This window comes from Pseudonocardia sp. EC080619-01 (genome assembly GCF_001420995.1).
Taxonomy (GTDB): domain Bacteria; phylum Actinomycetota; class Actinomycetes; order Mycobacteriales; family Pseudonocardiaceae; genus Pseudonocardia.
Genome location: NZ_CP012185.1, coordinates 306,462 through 325,009, shown reverse-complemented (window position 1 = coordinate 325,009; position 18,548 = coordinate 306,462). Strand labels below are relative to the sequence as shown.

General features: G+C 71.5%; 15 protein-coding genes. 7 read left to right on the top strand and 8 right to left on the bottom strand.

Features of this window, described 5'->3' with window-relative positions; translation table 11 throughout:
* Positions 1 to 579: 579 nt before the first annotated feature.
* From AD017_RS29705 to AD017_RS29690, 4 genes are all read left to right on the top strand, one after another.
* A complete protein-coding gene (locus AD017_RS29705) occupies positions 580 to 2,409 on the top strand; it encodes a TraM recognition domain-containing protein (protein ID WP_060577007.1) in 1,830 nt (609 codons plus the stop codon).
* A 120-nt stretch (positions 2,410 to 2,529) separates the two neighbouring features.
* On the top strand, positions 2,530 to 2,967 hold the full coding sequence (locus tag AD017_RS29700; protein WP_060577005.1) for a hypothetical protein: 438 nt from the start codon (positions 2,530 to 2,532) through the stop codon (positions 2,965 to 2,967).
* Positions 2,964 to 4,265 carry a hypothetical protein gene (locus AD017_RS29695; protein ID WP_060577003.1) on the top strand — a complete coding sequence of 434 codons (1,302 nt, stop codon included), beginning with the start codon at positions 2,964 to 2,966 and terminating at the stop codon, positions 4,263 to 4,265. The genes AD017_RS29700 and AD017_RS29695 overlap by 4 nt, the downstream gene beginning before the upstream one ends.
* Positions 4,266 to 4,373: 108 nt before the next feature.
* Entirely contained in the window at positions 4,374 to 5,096 is a 723-nt protein-coding gene (locus tag AD017_RS29690) for a hypothetical protein (RefSeq protein ID WP_060577002.1), read from the top strand.
* An 82-nt stretch (positions 5,097 to 5,178) separates the two neighbouring features.
* Here the strand turns inward: AD017_RS29690 and mobF are convergent, their stop codons facing one another.
* From mobF to AD017_RS29655, 8 genes are all read right to left on the bottom strand, one after another.
* Entirely contained in the window at positions 5,179 to 9,528 is a 4,350-nt protein-coding gene (mobF, locus tag AD017_RS29685; RefSeq protein ID WP_304440545.1) for a MobF family relaxase, read from the bottom strand.
* 442 nt (positions 9,529 to 9,970) lie between these two features.
* A complete protein-coding gene (locus tag AD017_RS29680) occupies positions 9,971 to 10,789 on the bottom strand; it encodes a hypothetical protein (RefSeq protein WP_060576998.1) in 819 nt (272 codons plus the stop codon).
* A gap of 431 nt (positions 10,790 to 11,220) precedes the next feature.
* On the bottom strand, positions 11,221 to 11,373 hold the full coding sequence (locus tag AD017_RS35590) for a hypothetical protein (protein ID WP_168172354.1): 153 nt from the start codon (positions 11,371 to 11,373) through the stop codon (positions 11,221 to 11,223).
* A gap of 604 nt (positions 11,374 to 11,977) precedes the next feature.
* On the bottom strand, positions 11,978 to 12,544 hold the full coding sequence (locus AD017_RS36710) for a DNA-processing protein DprA (RefSeq protein WP_255358522.1): 567 nt from the start codon (positions 12,542 to 12,544) through the stop codon (positions 11,978 to 11,980).
* Positions 12,545 to 13,036: 492 nt separating this feature from the next.
* Positions 13,037 to 13,525: a hypothetical protein gene (locus tag AD017_RS29670; RefSeq protein WP_060576994.1), complete on the bottom strand. Its 489-nt coding sequence runs from the start codon at positions 13,523 to 13,525 to the stop codon at positions 13,037 to 13,039.
* Between the two features lie 48 nt (positions 13,526 to 13,573).
* Positions 13,574 to 13,864 carry a hypothetical protein gene (locus tag AD017_RS29665; protein WP_060576992.1) on the bottom strand — a complete coding sequence of 97 codons (291 nt, stop codon included), beginning with the start codon at positions 13,862 to 13,864 and terminating at the stop codon, positions 13,574 to 13,576.
* A gap of 55 nt (positions 13,865 to 13,919) precedes the next feature.
* Positions 13,920 to 14,165: a hypothetical protein gene (locus AD017_RS29660; protein WP_060577451.1), complete on the bottom strand. Its 246-nt coding sequence runs from the start codon at positions 14,163 to 14,165 to the stop codon at positions 13,920 to 13,922.
* Positions 14,166 to 14,880: 715 nt separating this feature from the next.
* A complete protein-coding gene (locus AD017_RS29655) occupies positions 14,881 to 15,657 on the bottom strand; it encodes a hypothetical protein (RefSeq protein ID WP_060576990.1) in 777 nt (258 codons plus the stop codon).
* A 425-nt stretch (positions 15,658 to 16,082) separates the two neighbouring features.
* Between AD017_RS29655 and AD017_RS29650 the strand changes: the two genes are divergently transcribed.
* From AD017_RS29650 to AD017_RS29640, 3 genes are all read left to right on the top strand, one after another.
* On the top strand, positions 16,083 to 16,382 hold the full coding sequence (locus tag AD017_RS29650; RefSeq protein WP_060576985.1) for a hypothetical protein: 300 nt from the start codon (positions 16,083 to 16,085) through the stop codon (positions 16,380 to 16,382).
* 185 nt (positions 16,383 to 16,567) lie between these two features.
* Positions 16,568 to 17,470, top strand: coding sequence for a DNA-processing protein DprA (locus AD017_RS29645; RefSeq protein ID WP_227012957.1), 903 nt, complete (start codon positions 16,568 to 16,570; stop codon positions 17,468 to 17,470).
* Positions 17,467 to 18,264 carry a phosphoribosyltransferase gene (locus AD017_RS29640; RefSeq protein WP_145984206.1) on the top strand — a complete coding sequence of 266 codons (798 nt, stop codon included), beginning with the start codon at positions 17,467 to 17,469 and terminating at the stop codon, positions 18,262 to 18,264. The genes AD017_RS29645 and AD017_RS29640 overlap by 4 nt, the downstream gene beginning before the upstream one ends.
* Positions 18,265 to 18,548: the final 284 nt, after the last annotated feature.

The following is an 18,548-nucleotide window of genomic DNA, read 5'->3' as shown; positions in this document are numbered from 1 at the left end:
CTGCACGCTCTCCTGGGCCCCCCGCGGCCGCAGCTCAACCGCCTGAGGGTTCACCGGCTACGGACCGCTGGTCGACGACCCCGACGGCAGGCTCGCGCTGCCCGAGGGATTCTCCTACCGAGTGGTCATCGAGGCCACGAGGACCCGCACCTATGTAGGAGACCCGTCCCCTGGCATCTGCGACGGTGTTGCCGTCGCCCAACCCCCTTACGGCGAGCACGGAGGGTGTTGCGTCGACCCCGGCGGGCTCCCGTTCGACATCACTGGCGATGCCATCGAGCCCTACGGCACCGTCTGCCGCTCAATTCCACCCGCGGGCTTTGCGAAGCCAGTGATGCCATCAACCGGCTCGATGCCGACGGGGATCTCATCGACGACCTCGACCAAGCCGGCGGTGTCGGCCTCCCGCCTACGCCGACGCCCTGCCGGATCCCGTCTGACGGTGCATTTCCGTCGTGACCCGCTCGATCGCCGGTCGGGCAGCCTTGTCGCCCCATCAGCAGTGAGGTGCCAACTGAGATGAACCGCTCCCGAAGTACTCGCCCGTGACACGAGGACCTGGCCCTACCTGCCACGGCGGTGGCACTGGCCGCGTTCGTCCTGCTCGTCGTGGAGGTCGCCGCGATGGTTACCGGGCTGGTGTCCGGTTCCGGGCGACTGTTGCTGGTCGGGTTCGACGACATGGGCGAGCTGCTGCGTTCGTCTCTCGGCGGACCGATCCCTCCCGATGGTGCGATCGCGCAGCTCACCGAGCACTCTGCGCTGTTCGTGGGGTGCTTGTTCGGGATAGCGATGATCCTCGTTGTCGCTGCGGGGGTGCTCGGGACGTGGGGCTGGCGCACGTGGGGTCCGACCCGGCCTGGCCACGCCACTCGTGGACAGATCCGCAGGGAACTGTCGGTTCGCGCGTGCCGTACCCGTGCCGAACGGCTGAGGCCGTCGATGACGCCGGCCGAGCGGCGCGCCGCGGAACCGGGAGAGATCGGGATTCCGCTTCCGCAGGGCCCGACCGGGCCGTTGTGGGCGCCGCTGGAGAACCCGACGGGCACGCTGGCGCCGACTCAGACCGGTAAGTCCCGGCGCTGGCTGACGCCCCTGTGTATCGAGGCCCCGGGTGCGCTGTTGTGCTCGACCACTAAGCCCGACTTGCTGATGCTCACCGCACTCACCCGGTCCCGTAGGCGTATGCCCGGCCCGATCCTGGTCTTCGACGTGACCGACACCGTCGCCTGGCCGGCCGGATTGCGCTGGTCGCCTCTGCATGGGTGTGAGGACCCGGCTCGGGCCTGGCGCCGCGCCCGCACTCTGGTCGAAGCCGCCGCAGTCACCGTCGAGACCGGTGACGGCCGCGGCGCCGGGAACGATCGCGTGTTCCGCCAGCGCGCCGTCGGCGTTGTGGGCGCCTACCTGCTCGCGGCCGCGATCACCGGGGCCGATCTGTCCCGGCTGTCGGACTGGGCCAGCGACCGCACCGCCCGCGGTCCGGTCGCCGCGCTGCGCGCGCACGACCATCTCGCCTCGTATGCCGCCGACCTCGAGGCCGAGATGAACATGGTCCCCCAGACCGCCGACGCGGTCTGGCTCTCGGTTCGGCGGGCGCTGGCCCCCTTCGCCGACCGCCGGATCCGCGAGCTGTGCAGCTCTCCTTCCCAGTCCTACGACGTCGAGCGGTTCATCGCCGCCGGAGGGTCGCTGTATCTGATCGCCGGGCAGAACGACGATCTCGCCGCCGCACCGATCCTGACCACGATCGTCGCCGAGTGGATCGAGGCCGCCCGGTCCATGTCCACCCGCTACCCGCAGGAACGTCTCGACCCACCTGCCACCGCGGTGCTCGACGAGCTCCCGTCGGCGACCCCGGTACCGGATCTGCCCACCAGCCTCGCCGACTCCGCCGGTCGCGGCGTCCTGATCCACTGGGCTGCCCAGTCGAAGGCGCAGCTCGACATCACCTACGGCGCCGACAAGGCGACCACGCTGCTCGACAACAGCACGCTGATGGGCATCTGGGGCGGGCTCAAGGACCACACCACCCTGCAGTGGCTGTCCACCATCCTCGGCGAGCACGAACGTATGCGCCTGCAGGAACCCGCGGGCGGGCTCTGGAGCGGCGCGCGTGGCGCGACGCGCAGCCACGAACGCGTCCACACCTACCAACCCGCCGACGTCCGGACCCTCGAGCGTGGCGAGGTCCTGCTGGTCTTCCGCCATCTGCAGGCCGTCCTCGCCCGGAGCGTCGACGCCCTCGACCGACCCGACGGCGCCCAGCTCAGCCGTGATGTCGAGACGATCCGCTCTCGGCAGATCCCGATCGACGTCGAGGGCTACCCCGCCAGCGGCACGCACCGCCCGGCGCCCGAGGCCACACCGAGTCCCTACCCCGACGCTAGACCGGCGCACAGGCGGTGACCAAGTGCGCCGGCCATCGCGGTCTGTCCACAGGCAACAAGAGAAACCCGTGGTGGACCGAGGTTGTCCCGTAGAATTGCGACTGGATCCGCCCAGTGCGCCCGACGGAATGGAATATCCATGCCTGTTCGTTTCCTGCCCCCGCGATCCGACCACAACGGGCCCAGCCCCGAGCCCGAGCCGGGGCGCATCGCAGTCGCCGACATCGAAGAACTGGTCGCCGCAGGCGAAGCAATCGCGCTCATGCCCGAGTTCGACGTCGGACCTACCTGGTACCGGGACATGTGGTGGATCGTGCCGACCGGCGAATGGGACCGCGGGTTCGCTGTGGCCTCAGAGCAGGACCAGGCCGAGTTCTCCCGAATGTTTCTGAAGCTGCACCGCTCGCAGCAACTGGTGAGCGAGCGCCTTCACTGGCAGGAGAAGCTCAGCGACCCCGATGCGTTGACCGACGACGAGCGGGCCGCGCTCCGCGAGGCCGACAGGATCGCCGACCGCAGCTTGCGCGAGCAAGGTCGTGGGCGGTTCGCGCGCTGGAAGCGTAGGTCCGGCCGGTGACTGCCGACGATCTGCCCGCTCAGGCGGCAGGACGAGTCGAGTTCAGCGAGTTTGAGGCGACGGAGGCAGGCCTGAGCGTGCTCGCTCGCAAGCTCCGTGCCGAGATGGCCCTCGCCCTGCTCGAGAGCTTCGTCAGAGGGGAACGCAGTGGGCGGTCCATGCTGGCTGAGTTCGAGCACATCCAAGAGCAGTTCCGAGCCGGTCTGAGCGACGACGACGGCGGTTCCTCCGCGCCGGCAGGATCGGATCACGGTCCGCAGGCACCGGAGTGGGAGCGATTGCGTCTGCAGGCAGGCGACCGAGGCAGCCCGATCGCGTTGTGGGAGGTGTTCCACGGACTCGACCAGCTGGCCCAACGCAATCGCGAGGGCGCCCTGCAGAACGTGTCTGTCGACGACGTCGAGAGGGCCATGGATCTCAGTGGAAGCATGGGCGAGACCTGGTCGCTGCACGACGAGGTGAAGGCCGCGAAGACCAAGCTCGGCGAGCAGCACGCCCCGGCCGACGCGGGCACGCTGGCGGGCATGCTCCAGCGGGTCGACGCCGCGCGCACCCTGCTCAAGCAAGGGCATTTCGAGGTCGGGATCCGCCCCATGCCGCAGACGCACGCCCCGACACAGGTGATGAGCGAGGCAATGATGCGCCGGATGGAGGCGCAGATCGACCCTGTCACGACCCGGCAGATGACCAAACAGGCTGCTCTCGGCTTGGTCCAACGGGGTGCTCATACGCCCGAGCTGCGCACCGACGTCTCACGGGCCATGCGGGCCGGTGAATCGAGGGCTCTGGCCGAGAGAGCCCAGAACGCTGCGCACGCCGCCCGCACCCGCGCGACCGAGCTACGTTCCGGGCGGCTCTCGGCACGATCGACGCTGATCTGGGCGGCCACCGCCGATAGCGGAGTGGCGATCACCGGTGCGAGCCTCGCCGGCCAGACCAGCCTCGCTCTGCAGACCACGATCGGTTTGAGCCTGACAGCGCTCGGCGCCACGGCGAACCTGATGAAGGACTGGCGCACCAACAGAGAGACGCTCTGGGCGCCGTACAAGGCCTTCGGTGCGGAGAAGTTCGCGAACATGGCGACGCGGCTGGCTGACCGGGACCGTCACGATCTTGACCAGAACACCCCACTCAACGTGCTGCGCCGGGCGCGCGACGTCTCGCGATCGGCGCAGTTGGGCTTCGCCCGGCGGGCCGTCAAACGACTCGACCGTGCACCCGATGCGTCGTCGACATCCGGCACCTCGAACGGCGCGAGTCGCGAGCAGTCCGACCGCGGACAGGGGCAGTCCATGTAGGCAGCACCTGCCGCTGTCGTGTGGCCGACACCGAGACCAGTAGATGCCGGAGATGCCATCGGCCGGCCGGTCGTCAGGGAGGGAGAGCAGGTGCAGGGTCTACAACGCGTGGCGAGGCAGCTGGCAACCAACAAGGCAGTGCCGCTGTTCGTCCACCCCGACGAGGAGCCCCCGGTCGGAGCGCTCGACCTTCAGGTCTCGGTAGCGCCGACGCTGTCGTTGCTCTTCGACCGGTTCGTCGAGCGCGGCGAGACCGACGACCTCGACCTGCTCCGACGCGCGGTGTCGAGCGCGGTCGAGCGGACCGTGACGCAGACTCAACTCCTCGGTGGCTATGCCGCTCGGGACGGACGAGCATGGCCCTGTCATCTCGAGATCACCCCGATCATCCATTCGGTACTGCCTGGCCAGACCGGGTCCTGGCTGCACGCCCACCTCATGGTCGGGGCCACGGCGCGAGTGGCCGGCGAGAGTGCCCGGTGCGAGCTCGACCGCGGCTCCCTCCAGGACGTCCTCGATGACCTGTACTCCACGTTCCGCAGCTCGATCGAGTACCGCACGACCGACGCGTTCCGGCATCTGGAGCTGCACTGGGGACCGCCCCGCGCCTCGGCACCGTTCGAGATCCTGATCCCGCCGCTGCACCAGGAACTTGCGACCACCGAGCATTTCCGCGCGCCCTGCACCGAGTTGTGGGAGCAGCAGCACGAGATCTGGCTGCTGCCCACACCCGAACATCGTGCTGAGACCCTGCGTCGCGAGCAGCGGGCGGCGCAGCGCCCGTGGGCCGGCCCTACCCCTCCCGATGAGCGGATCTATCCCTTCGGCTGAGCCGAACCCACGCACCGAGACCGTTCGCTCGGCGACGTCCGGCGACAGAGCCGCCGACGACGACCACTACAGACTCTCACCCTCAGTCAGCCTGACCCAACCCCTCAGACTGGTCTCGATGAGCGTCGCGGTCCCGATCATGACGGTCGCGTCGTGCCGCCTCCTCGGCACGCGCCTGGGTGGTCGAACGCGACGCGTCGCGCCCGGCTATATCTCGGGACTGCTCGGTGCGGACTCGGCTCGTCTGCCGAGCACGGCGTAGCGCCGCCCGCCGGTCCGCGGCGGCAGTGTTCGCGCCGACCCAGGAAGACTCAGTGGTCGGAGGGCTCTCGCGCTGGTCGGAGGGCTGCTGTCCGTCGTCGCGACCGGTCGCCTCGTCGTCGTCGGGAGCCGGCCCGGTGCTGGCGCCTCGGTCCCGGTGCGGGGGCAGCTGCTCGGGTTCGGGATCGACGCGCCAGTCACGGCCCCGACGCCGTAGTTCCTCGGCGGCGAACCGCGCGTCGTCGGCGACCTCGCGCACCTCGGCGTACCAGTCGGCGCGGCGGGTGTGGGCGGCCGACCAGCCGGCGACCTGCTCGCGGGCGACACGGACCATCGTCTCTGCTCCTTCGGCGCTGACTCCGCTGAGCTCGCGCTCGACCTCCGATGCTCGAGTGTTGTCACGCTGTGCGCCGGTAAGGACCGCCAATACCTGCGCCTCGTGCAGCCGGGTGTGTGCGGCGGCCAGGGTGTCGGCGGCGTAGACCGGCGCGACGGCGCGGGTGCGTTCCCAGGTGCGGATCTTCTCGGCGAGCTGGGCGTCGGACAGCGCATGGTGCCGCGGCATCGCCGACTCACCGCCCAGTGCGACCACGGCGCGGGTCCACCAGGCTCGGGCGTGTACGTCGTCGGCGGCAGGTGCCGGGCCCAGGGTCAGCGACTCGGCTGCGAGGCCGGCGTACTCCCGATAGCCGGCCGCGACGCCGGCGCGCTGTACCCAGTCCTCGTAGCTCTGCGGCTCCTGCTCGGGGTCCGGTCCGGCGCCTAGGTGTTCGACCGCCCATGCCGCCTGCTCGGCCGCGGCCTGTTCGCCGAGTTCGCGTAGGCGGGAGGTGATCAGCGGGGCGAGCCGGTTCTGCTGACGGGCCGCGGTGTCGTCCCCGTCGACGGTCCAGGTAGTGAGTCGCTGTGCGGCCGAAGGGTCGTCGGGGACTCGTTGTGGCAGCGCGTGCGCGATCCGCCACCGCAGCACGTCGGAGACGTTCTCGGCGGTGCCGAGCTCGCGGCGGCGGGCGACCTCCTGCAGGAGGGCCTCCGGGTCGTGTCCGTCCAGCTCGGCCTCGGCCAGCACCGTCAACAACGAACCGCGCCCGGGTTCACGTTCGACCCGCGCGGCGTTCGTGGCGCCGAGCGCGCGCTCGAGCATCGGGGGGTCACTGTGGTGTCGACGGGCCTGGGCGAGGTCGATCCAGTCCCCTGCCAAGGTGACCAGTGACCGTGCTTGGTGCTCGCCCTCTTCGCGGGTCGCCAGGGCTGACAGCTCCCCGCCGGAGTACTCCACGACCTCGGAGAACCGGCTGCGCGCGGTCTCCCGCAGCGCTTGTTGGTGGTGTTCGTCGGCGTCGCGCTGCGACACCATCCAGACGTGGTTGGACTCCCGTCCTCGGGTGATGCCGGGGTAGGCGGACGCCCGACTGGTGCCCTCGTCGGCGAGGTAGTGGCCGGTGTCGACAGTCAACGACTGTGACGCGTGCACGGTCACCGCGTAGGCGAGGGTGAGGTGTTCCTCGGCGTAGTCGGTCGGGAAGTGCGCGATCGCGCCGTGCCGGTCGCGGCCCAGCAGCGTCCCGTCTGCGCGCGCCGCGACGATCGTGTAGACCTCGCGGTTGGTGACCGGCTGGACCGTTCCAGAGCGGCCGTCGGCCCGGAGCGCCGCCTCGACCCGCAGCCGGCGGTCGTTGCGCCGTGCCTGCACCCGGTCACCGAACGACACGAGCTGGTCGCCCTGGATTCGTCCCAGCGATCGGTCGTCCACGCGGCCTAAACGAACGAGCTCGCGACGCAAGGTCTTTGACAGCTCGACCGCGTGCTCGTTGGTGCCCACGATCAGCAGCGACTGCTTCCCGGCCAGGGTGTCGGCCAGCCACGCCTCACCGGCCTGCTGCTGCATCTGTTCGAGGGTCCCGGCGCGCAGCCGCCCGCGGGTGAGGTACTCCGCCACCGCCGCGGTGTCTCCGGACCGCACCAACAGCGACGCAGCCCGCTCCCACGGCTCCTCGAACCGGTGCACGACCACCAGCTCCGCCACGCTCGGCGCGTGGCGGGTCAGGTACTCGAACAGTCCGCCGGCCTCGACCGCGGACAGCTGCTCGTGGTCCCCGGAGAGCACGACTTTCGCGCCCGCCGCGGCGGCCAGGCGCGTGATCAGGTGCAGGTCCGCGGTCGACGACATCCCCGCCTCGTCGACGACCAGCAGGTCCCCGCGACGCAGATTCTGGCGGACCCGCCCGTCGTGGTCGGGGGTGAACCGCTTCTCGAAGACCGTGGTGTTGATCGCGGGGATGCCGTCGCCGCGCAGGTTCTCCGCGGCCACCTGGGAGGTCGCCAACCCCAACACCCGTCCGCCGACCTCCCGCTCCCAGACGTCGGCCAGCGCACCCACGGTGCGGGATTTCCCGGCGCCCGCCGGTCCGACCAACACATCCCCAGCCATGCGCGACGACAGGATCGTCGTGATCGCCTCGACCTGGTCGTGGCTCAGCCCCCGCCCGGCCAGCTCCTCGCGAACCGCCGCCGCCTGACCGGCGGCCAGACCCACCTCCAGCGGAGCACAGACGCGGGCGACGACGGTCTCCTCGCGCCCCAGGTGCGCCGCCGAGGCGTAGCGCTCACGGTGCGCACCGCGCAGCACATACCCGCCGTCGCCGGTGGCAGCGACAGCGCCGCCCCGGCGCAGTCCGTCAGGCACCTCGACCGGTTCGGTCATCGACACGCGCACCACATCGGAGCGGCGGCCCGCATCTCGAGCGAGCCCGTCGAGTGCTGCCGCGCGGTGCGCCGGCGTCGCCTGCCCCAGGCCCAACCCGGACCACCGGTCCCCCACCTCGGCCTTGATCGCCAGTGTCAGGTTCCCGATGTCCCAAACCGCGTACCGTCCCGCGACCCGCTCGATCGCCGCAGCCAGCAGCTCGTCCCGGTCGACCTGCTCCCCTGGCCCGCTCGTGGCCGGTCTGCCCGCCACCGCGGCCTCGGACGCATCCGACAGTGAGGCCTGCAGCTCGCGCGAATGCGCGCGCACCCACCGCTGAAGGGCCTGCGGACCAGCGTCTGCGGACTTCGGGCCCCGGGTGTCGAGCACCGCCATCCGTGCGATCCGGTGCATCGCCGCCGCGCTCGGCGCCCTGCCCGTACGCGCCCGGAACTCCCGGACCAGCGCATCGACGCGCGCGTCGACCTGCCCGGTGCGGGTCGATGCCGCGTCCATCAACCCCTGGTCGATGCCGGCGATCTCGCGCGCGTGCCCGTCCGCGCGGTCCCGCCACCCCACCCCCGTCGCGGCGGTGACCAGCTGCTCCAACGCCTGCTGGTACACCGCGTCGACAGCCTGCTTGATCCCGCGGAACGAGGCCCCGTCCACGGCCGTGATCCGACCGTCGGCGGTCGCGGTCCGGTTCAGCAACGCCGCATGGGTGTGCAGCTGCGGCTCGTCCTCCCGGTTGGTCGAGTGCCCCCACAGCGTCCAGGTCGTTCCCCGGCCCTGCTCGAAGGTGCCCATCCCCGCCCGTGACCGCGGCCCGCAATGCCGCCCGGTCCGCGTGACCGCCACGCGCGCGTCGGCGAAGCGCACTGCGGTCTCGACGGCTTCGTCGTGTGCTCGGCGCACGCCCGTGGCCTCGTCCGAGGCTCCGGCCGCGAGCAGCGCCGTGTAGTAGACGCTCACGGATTTCGGCGCACTGAACGTCCAGTCGTAGTAGGCGACACTGCGTCTGGTGTCGGACTCGGCCGCGCGACGGATCTCTTCGACTCGTTCCTCGGACGGTGCACCGGGCTCGCGTTCGATCGCCCGCTGTGCGCGCTCCTCCGGTGACCGGTACTTGCGTGGCTTGCTGCCCAGGTAGACCGGGTCCTCCTCCGTGGACTCCGGACGACGCAGCTGCCCGAACACGGCACGGACGTCGTCGGGGCGGACGACCTCACCGGAGTCGACGGGCAGGCCCAGAGCCTCCAGGCCTGATCCGAACCAGCGACCTTCCGGTTCGCCGCGGCTCACAGCCGAGGCGAAGTACTCGGAGCCGTCCGCCTCCACGTCAGCGTCGATTGATCGGTCGAGGCTCGCGTCGTCACCCCGGTGAGCGGTGCACCCCGAACCGCGAAGCAGATACTCGACCGCTCCGGCTCCGACGGTGTTGATCCGCAGCACGAGGCCGAGCGTAAACGTTCCGCCAGAAATCATCAATTGATGCATAGGTCTGTGGCGACTTCGACTGAGGGCGACAGGTCACGGGGCGTGCATCGCCGTTGTCGACGAATGGTGGAGGACGGTCGGAAAGAGCGGACTGCGGCGAGGACGTGACGGTCGCAGGATAGGGCGGGATACGGCCATAAAAGGGCTGGAATGGGTGTCCGGCGGTTCTGTGGATGAGGAAATTGTCGGCGCCACAATGGCGACGGGCAGGGGTAGCGCGTATCGACCGTTCGCTCTGGAGTGAAGTCATCACGTGGTGACCTCCGGACGCCGCTCACAGGTCACGGGCCGGTGGCCCTCGGCATTCGCCGAGGGGTCGCGGTCGTCGCCCCTGATGGCTGGGTGGTGCTCGGCACCGGTTCCGGGTTGGACCGGTGAACGTGGAAGAGGCGCCCCGCTGATGGCGGGGCGCCTCTGGGTTGGTGGGTGTCTAGCTGGGCTGGCGGGTGTGCCAGTCGGCGATGGTGAAGCGGTCTGCGGTGCGGAGGCAGCGCCAGTCGCGGTTGAGCCGGGCGTTGCGTTCGGCGGTGGTGTGGGATGTGGCGGCGATGTAGTCGCACCGGGCGGCCAGGACGTCGGCGCGGGTGGCGGTGGCGGGCAGGATGGGGACGCCCGAAGTGCCGCTGTCGCGGCAGTCCTCGCACAGCCCGTCGTCGCGGGTGCGCTGCTGGTCGCGCGTCGGGCGTTCCACCCCGCAGGCCACGCAGGGCAGGCCACGCATCGGGGGCACGGCCGCGCGGTCGTAGTCGAGCTGTTCGTAGTCGGTCTGGTCGTCGGTGTCCTCGGTCGGGTCGACGCGTCCGGCGAAGTAGCGGCGTGCGGCGGCGTCCTGGTCCGTGGTGTGCTGGCTGCGGCGCTGGCGCGGGATGCCCTGGCGGGTGACCAGATCGCGGGGTTTGCGGCGCTCGTAGTCGCGGCGCTCCGCGCGGGTTGCGCGTACCGCGCGGGCGGTCTGGGTCGCTGCCTCGGCCCGTCGTTCCGGTCGTGGAGCGCATGCTTCGATGAGTTCGCGCCCGAGTGCGTTGTGGCATTTCCACAGCTTCCGCAGCTCGTCGAGCATGACCGACGGCGGGTTCTCGAGGGCGGTCAGGATCTCGGCCAGTAGGGCGCGGGTGTCGGGGTCGGCGGCGTCGGCGATGCGGCCGGTTCGGCGTCGCGCCTCGCGGGTCGCGCCCGCCGCGATGAGGTCGGCCACCTGTCGGAGTTGCTGGGCTGTGTCGGTGCTCGTCGCGTCGGTGGTGGTGTCCATGCCGAGTGCGCCTCCGTGCTGGCCGGTGGTCAGAGGTGGGTGGGCCTGTCGGCCCGTGAGGGGCAGCGGGCGTCGTCCCCGCTGCCGCTTCGCGGCGGTTGCACGGCCTCCGAGGCTCGAGGTCAAGGGCAGACCGGAGGGCTGTCGCCGCAGGCGACGCGGAGCGCCAGCGGAGCGCCCTTGAGGTTGAGTGAGGCCGTGCTCAGCTCTAGGGCCGTCAGGCCCAGCCGCCCCGCCGCCAGGCGGGTCCAACAGGGTTCTCGGCCGGCCGCGGCCTTGAGCGGCCCTACGTCACCGGCCGGCCGCCGTACCCGGCCCGACCACCCTTGAATGCCGGCAGGTGCATCGATGGATGCCGGCAGCGAGCATCGGCACGGCGACACGTGTGGCCGGGCCCCGCCGGCGGCGGGGCCCGTGACCGGAGGGCTGCCTCAGAAGGGCGGCTCCTCGTCGCCCAGGTCGATCTCCCACTCGGCGACCGGGGCCGGGCCGGTGTTCTCCCAGTCGTCGCTGAGGAACTCGTCGACGATCAGGGCGTCGCGCTCGGTGTAGCCGTCGACGATGTCGTAGGTGGGCGCGCTCATCTGTGGCCTCCGGTGGTCGGTGCGGCTGGAACGCGGCGCAGCCTCAGCACGGCCGTGCCGGGGTCCCGAAGGGACGGCGGGGAGCCGCCGCTGGCCCGTGCGGGTGACACCGCCGGCCGGCCCGGGCATCCTGGACCGGCACCCCGGGTCGGGGGCCGAGACCGGTGGCCGGGGACCAGCAACGGTGACCATCCGGCCGGTCGAGCCCGCTGCCTCGGCCGCACTGCAGCGCAGCCGACCTGCATCTCGGGCGATGGCTATGGGGCGGTCTCACCCGCACGGGCCAGCGGCGGCTCATCGGTGCTTGCCCCGGCGCGGGTGTGCTGACCTTCGGGCGATCCAGCCGTGCCGAGCACCGGAGGCCACCCCCGCACCGCTCCCGGCACCGCCGACCACCGACGGTGCCCGCCGGCACCGAGCGGGTGACCGGGCCCTGCCCACTGGCACCAGGCAGGTGACCAGGCCCTACCCGCCGGCGCCGGGCAGGTGACCGGGCACTGCCTACCGGCACCGGCCTGGTGACCTCGCATTCATGACCGGCACCGAGCTGGTGACGCCCTGCTGCGCACCGGCACCATGGCTCCTGCCTTCACGGTTTCGCGGATCAGGGCCAGGCCGCGGCGCTCGTGGCGGCGAGGCGCCCGTGTTCGGCGAGCGCGGCGAGCACGTCGGCTCCGCTGGTGACCAGCGTGGCTCGCTGTCGGATCAGCTGGTGGGTCCCGGCCGAGCACACTGAGGTGACCGGGCCGGGCACGGCCATGACCGGGCGGCCGAGCTCCCGTGCGGCGGCGGCGACCTGCAGCGTCCCGGAGCGGGCCGCGGCCTCGACGACCACGGTCGCGTGTCCGAGCGCGGCGAGCACCCGCGCACGGCCGAGTACCCGGAGACGGCTGGGGGTCGTACCGGGTGGCTGCGTGGAGACGAGCAGCCCGCTCTGGGCGATCCGTGCGAGGAGGTTCTCGTGCGCGGTCGGGTAGCTCCGGTCGATGCCGCAGTTCAGCACGGCCACGGTCGGGGCGTGTGCGGCCAGGGCGCCGCGGTGTGCGGCAGCGTCGATCCCGAACCCGGCCCCGGAGATGACCGTGTGCCCGGCGGTGGCGAGCTCGGCGGCGAAGTCGGAGGCCACGTGGGTGCCGTAGCCGGTGGCGGCGCGGGCCCCGGTCAGGGTCACCGACGGCGCGGACAGGATCTCCAGGTCGGCGGCGCCCGCGGACCCACAGCCCGACCGTGCCGCCCAGCGACGAGGTGGTGGGCCACTGGGGGTCTTCGGGGATCAGAAGTCGTGCCCCGTATCGGGTGGCGGCCTCGCCGTCGCCGGCGGCCCGGGCCGCGGCGGTCCGCACCCGCTCCGGGGTCAGGTGCCCGCTGAGGGGGTCGGGGATTTCGCCGTCGCGGAGCTGCTCGGCCACGGCGCGGGGCCCTGCCGAGACGATGAGCTGTTCCAGCTCCGGGCAGGACCGGTCGGTCAGCCGCAGCAGGAACGCGCGCGCGGCGCGCACGTCGGCCAGTGGGTCCCGACCGGGTGTCGGGGCGGGGATCGGGCAGGGGGCGGTGTGGGTGAGCATCCGGGGCACCTCGTGGGGCAGCAGGAACGGAGGAAAGGGGTGTGCCCCGGGGTGATGTCTCACCGCCGGGGCACACCGGGTGTGGCCGCTGGGCTTGATCAGAGGTCGGGCTCGTGCTCGGCCGGCTCGCGCAGGCCCAGACTGGTGTGCAGGAGCAGCTCGTCGTCGGCCATCCGACGGCGGGGATCCCTGCCGGAGCACAGCTCGCCGGCGGCCTCGCGTTGCTCGGCCTCGGCGAGGGCCTGCTCGGCGCGGTGCACGGCCACGTTGGCGTGACAGACCGCGTTCAATGCCGGCAGTGACCGGTCGCCGTGGTGGTCGCGGTTGTCGCGGGCGGCCATCAGGTCGTGGCGGGCGTCGTCGAGCGAGGCCGCCGCGAGCCCGACGGCCGGGGCGCGGAAGGATCCGTCGGGCATCAGCCCGAGGTCACGTACGGCGTTCTCGTCGTACCACTCGCCGGGCATGATGTCGCCGTAGTAGTAGCCCGCCCCGGGACGGCTCTCCTCCGACCCGGCGATCCCGAGTTCGCGCAGGCGGGCGTCGATCGACTTCTGGTGGCGGTCGCGCCACTCCGTGATGTCGAGCATGAGGTGCCTCCTGGTTGTTCGTGGTTGCGCCCGGTCGGTGAGGGGTGGTCAGGCTTCGGGATCGTCGTCCGGTTCGGTGGCGTCGACCCGACGGTCGTCTTCGGTGATGGCCCACTCGGCGGCGAGCTCGGCGTCGGAGGGCTCCCAGCCGTCCATGTCGACGGTGGGCTCACCGGTATCGGGTTCGTCGGCGTACTCGATCCGGTAGGTGTCGCTCCACGCCAGCGCGCCCTGGGCGAATGCCGTGAAGTGATCGTGTGAGGCGGCTGCTGGCGGGTCGGCGAACGCGGTCCCGTGGTGCTCGACGGGGCGTTGCCACGGGTCGTGGTTCTCTGGCATCGCTGTAGCTCCTGCTCGTCGTGGGCGGCGGTGAGCTCGGCGACCTCGTAGCTGGTCAGGCGTCGGGCTCAGCGGCCGGGGCGGGCTCGGCCTGGGTGATGGTGATGTTGTGCGCGGTCGGGATCACCAGGGCGCCGGCGATGCGGTGCTCGCTGGTGCAGTCCGGGCACGGCACGACCTCCCCGGCCTCGTGCGCGCCGGGGATGAGGCTGTGCTCGTCGGTGCACCCGTCGGTGAACCGGACGATCGTCTGGTCGTCACTGAGCAACAGCCCGTTCTCGATGCGGAACTTCTCGGTCATCTCGAAGACCTCCGGGTGCTCGGTCGGTGCGGCTGGAACGCGGCGCAGCCTCAGCACGGCCCGGGGTGGGGCCCGCAGGGCCGGCGGGAACCCGGTGCTGACCCGACCGGTGTGAGCCCGCCGCCGCGACCACGACCCACCCCGTCCCGCGGAACCGGCCGCACACCCGATCCGACCGGCACCGGACGCGAGCGAGGACAACCGTTCCATCGACACGCCCGCTCGAGTCGGGCACGGACACGCCGGCACCGCGCCGAAGTCTGCGGATCAGCGGCGGCATTCACCCGGGCGGGTCGGCGGCGGGTTATCGGCGCGTAGCCCACCCCGGGGTGTGCTGACCTTCGGGCGGTCCAGTCGCACCGACCGAGCACCCGAAGCCCAGCCGCGCACCGCTCCCGATCCTGCAGCGCAGTGGCCGGTTGATCACGGTGACGGCGGCAGGGCGGCGCACTCGGCGATCGCAGTCCGGTGGGCGAGGCGGCGGAACGCCTCCCTGCCCTGTTCGACTATGTCCGGGGGCGCCGACCAGCACTGTTTCTGGCTCGGGGACGGGCCGGTCCAGGTTGCTTGGCGGGCGGGGTAGAGCGCTACCTGGCGTATCCGCCACCGGTCATCGGGGTCCAGGCAGGCGTAGCCGAGCAGCTGGCGGCGCCCGCTGCGATCCGGGCGAGCTGCTCGATCTCCTGTGATCGGTGAGCCGCCCGAGAGGCCTGGTTCAGGACGGGACCCTGCGCCAGACCGCGGCGGCGTCGACGAGGTCGATGGCCACCGAGTCGCCCCATCCTTGGGCGATCCGCAACGCGAACAGCGCATGGTGCTGGCCGGCGGTGCCGACGCGGCCAGCGAGGTGATCGAACAGTTCGGCGACGTCGACGTGGCCGACATCGGCGGTGCTCACGATCTCGACCGGACCGTTGCGCAGGCCGCGGCGCAGCCGCCACACCTCGACGGTGGCCTGCGCGGTCGAGCGCAGCGCACCGCGTCGCCAGTCGGCGTTGCCGGGATGAAGTGCACGGCTCGCCCAGTACCGCCAGATCCGCATCGTCGAGGGAAGCTTCATGAGCAGCCCGCGCGCCGTGTAGGGCACCGCGACGCCGCCCCCGCCGGCGCAGGCGTCCTGGTCGTCGGCCGGGGCGGGGTCGAGGAGGTCCTGGCCGGGGCAGAACGGCTGCCGGCAGGGCTCGCCGCGTGTGGCGCCGCAGTCGTCGCAGCCAGCGGGCAGTGGTGCGATGCCGAGCACCGCTACGGGGGCATGGGCGGTGTCGGTGGGGTCGAGACGGCCGTAGCGCCCGCACTGCGGGCAGGTCACGGTCTGGTGGGTGTCCCAGTCAGGGTCGGACATGATCCGGCCGCGGCGATCGGCCGGGCGCAACGCCGCGGCCTCGGTCGCGCAGGGGCACCGATGCAGGGTGACCCGGCCATCCGGGAGGAACCGGCCCAGCTCGCCGGTGTCGCCGGTGCTGTCCTCGGTGGTGGAGTGGTGATCGGTCATGGTGGTCTCCTGGTCGAGTCGTACCGGTGGGTGACAGCACCTGTCTGGGCGCGCCCGGGTGGGCTCGGGCGGGGGTTCGCTGCTGGCCCGTCCGGCGTGGGATCACCACTGCCCGGCAGCAACCGCATGCTGGGAACCGGCTGCAGGTGATCTCGCCCGGATGGCGTCAGCGAGCGGTTCATCGCACCGGTGCCCGCACGGGCGGGCAGGGTGCGGCGGTCATCCCCGGCCGCCGACCTTCTGACGGCCCCGGTCGCTCGGTCCGGTCGCCGGGTTGCGGGTGCAAGGTCGTCGCGGCTGCCGTCGGGCCTGGAGAGGTGCGCGAGTCGGGTGGAGCGCCCGTGTGGGTTCGCTGTGGTTCAGGTGGTGTCGCTTTCCGAGGGCCCCACCGAGGGCGGGAAACGCCCTGACCCGGCGCTGGAGAGATGACGGCGAACATCATCGCCAGCGCGTCGCGGTACGAGCGGTGGCTGATCGGCCGGCGCACCCGCGAGTGGGCTGGCTGCGAAGCGTGCCGCCGGTGCTCGGCGGGGCCGCCCGACCCGGTGTCGGACGACGTCGTGCGCCAGATCCTGGCCGACCACGACCGTGGGGAGACGCAGGCCGCGATTGGCGCGGCATTGACCGCAGAGGGCGTGCCGACCGCCCGCGGCGGGCCCCACTGGTGCCCGTCGACGGTGTGCGCTGTGTTGCAGGGCCAGGACGCGGCCCAGCTGGCGGGGTGAGAAGGTCTGCCTCGATCGCATGACAAGCCTTACCTACCTGTAACCGGCGACGCGTGTCGCCCGTTGATGACAGAGAGCCTGGTCATGCGCCATAATCGAACGCATGTTCGGCATGTGCTCGTGACGACCAGAGGGAGGTGAACAGCCAGGTGTCAGGACTCGCTGATAGCTCTACTCTCGGACCGGTGTGGGATGACGCGGAACGTGCGGCGCTCGTTGCACTGCTGCGCAACCGCCCGAAGCGGATGACCTACGCCGACGTCGTCGCCGAGGTCGGCCCGCGTGAGAGTGCCCTCGACCTATGGCACACCCACAATCCCGCCGGTCTGTACGGCGAGGCGGAGGAGTTGACGGCAGCCCGCCGGGACATCGAGGCCTGGCAGGCCGCCGGTCTTGGGTTCCTGACCTTCCTCGACGACGCGTATCCGGAGCAGTTTCGCGCTGTCCACGACCTCCCGCCGGTGCTGTTCCACCGCGGCCGTCTGGTCAGCGACGAAGTGTCGGTGTCCGTCGTCGGCTCCCGGACCGCGTCTGAGCGCGGGCTGTCCATCGCACGGTCGGTAGCCCTGGGCCTGGTCGAGCGTGGTGTCACCGTCGTGTCCGGGCTGGCGAAGGGGATCGACGCCGCCGCACACACCGCCACGCTGGAGGCGGGCGGTCGCGCGGTCGCCGTCATCGGCACGGGGATCAACCGCTACTACCCGGCGGAGAACCGCAAGCTGCAGGACGCGGTCGCCCGCGAAGGGCTACTGCTGTCGCAGTTCTGGCCCGACGCCCCGCCCGGCAAGCACACCTTCCCGATGCGCAACTCCGTAATGTCCGGCTACGGTCGGGCGACGGTCGTCGTCGAGGCAGGCGAGTACAGCGGCGCGCGGATCCAGGCGCGCGCAGGAGTCGCCCACGGGCGTCCCGTCATCCTCACCGAACTGGTCGTCGCTGCCAACCAGTGGGCCCAGAAGCTGGTCGGCCAGCCGGGGGTGCACGTTGCCGACAGCACGGCGACGGTGATGCGCATTGTCGAGGACATCGTCAAGGAGCCCGGCAAGATCGACGCCTTCCTCGCCCCGGCGGCGTCGGGCTGGGGATGACCGAACCGCACGACCCCCCGCCCGCCGAACGCGACCGCGTTGCACGACTCGTCAGAGACCGGGTGGGCGCGATCTTCGGGACACTGCAGCGCGGCGCGGGAATCTGTGAGGCGTGTGCTGGGCCCGCGTCGGCCGCGCTGTGCGATACGTGCGCTGGGCATAGGCGCACCTTCGGCGTCGAGCGTCTCGCCGACCACGTCGTGCCGCTGTCCTATGCGGTGAAGGGCCAGCAGTCCGGCCACCACATGCACGGATACAAGGGTGATCGTGGCTCGTCCGCCGACAACCTCCGCGACGTCAAGTTTCTGGCCCGGGGGGCGGCGTTCCTGCACCGCAATTGCATCATCGCAACGGTCGGACGTCCCTGGGCGGCCGTCACGTTCGTGTGTTCGGCGACCAGGCCCGGGACCCAGCACCCGGTGTCGCTGCTTGGCGACCAGGTCGTGATCTACGACGACCCGTCCGTCCTCAAGTTCCAGATCAAGACGGGGCCGAGTATCGAGGTCGATCGTCGCGACGGCCCGCTGCCGGACCGGTTTGTCATCCCGGACCGGTGGACGGACCGAGTTCACGGGAAGCACGTGCTGGTCGTCGACGACACGTGGGTGGCCGGTCGGAACTCGCAGTCCGTGTCTATTGCTCTGAAAGATGCGGGAGCGAGTGAGGTCACCGTCGTCTGCGTCGCGCGCTGGCTCGACCGCTACTACGACGGGCACGGCGCTCTGATCGACAGCCTTCCGGATCTGTTCGATCCGTTGCTCTGCCCGGTGACGGGTGGGGCCTGCCCGTCCTGACAAAGGTCAGTCTCGCGGTGGCGCCAGCGGCCCCCTCGCCGCCCGACGCTCGGGCGCCCGACCCCGGGAACGGTGCCCCACCGAGGCCGTCGTGGGTGAACGAGCCGAGCGCGGCGCGCTCGCCTCGCATCCACAGCAGTGGCGCCGCCCGGTCGGGGCTGCCGCCACTCGAGGCGCTGGGAAAAGTGGCGTCGGGGTGGCCGTTGGAGGTGATGGTCATGCGGTGTCTCCCTAAGGTCGTAGGTGTTCGGGGTTGGTGCCCCGGATGCCCGGGACGACGGGGT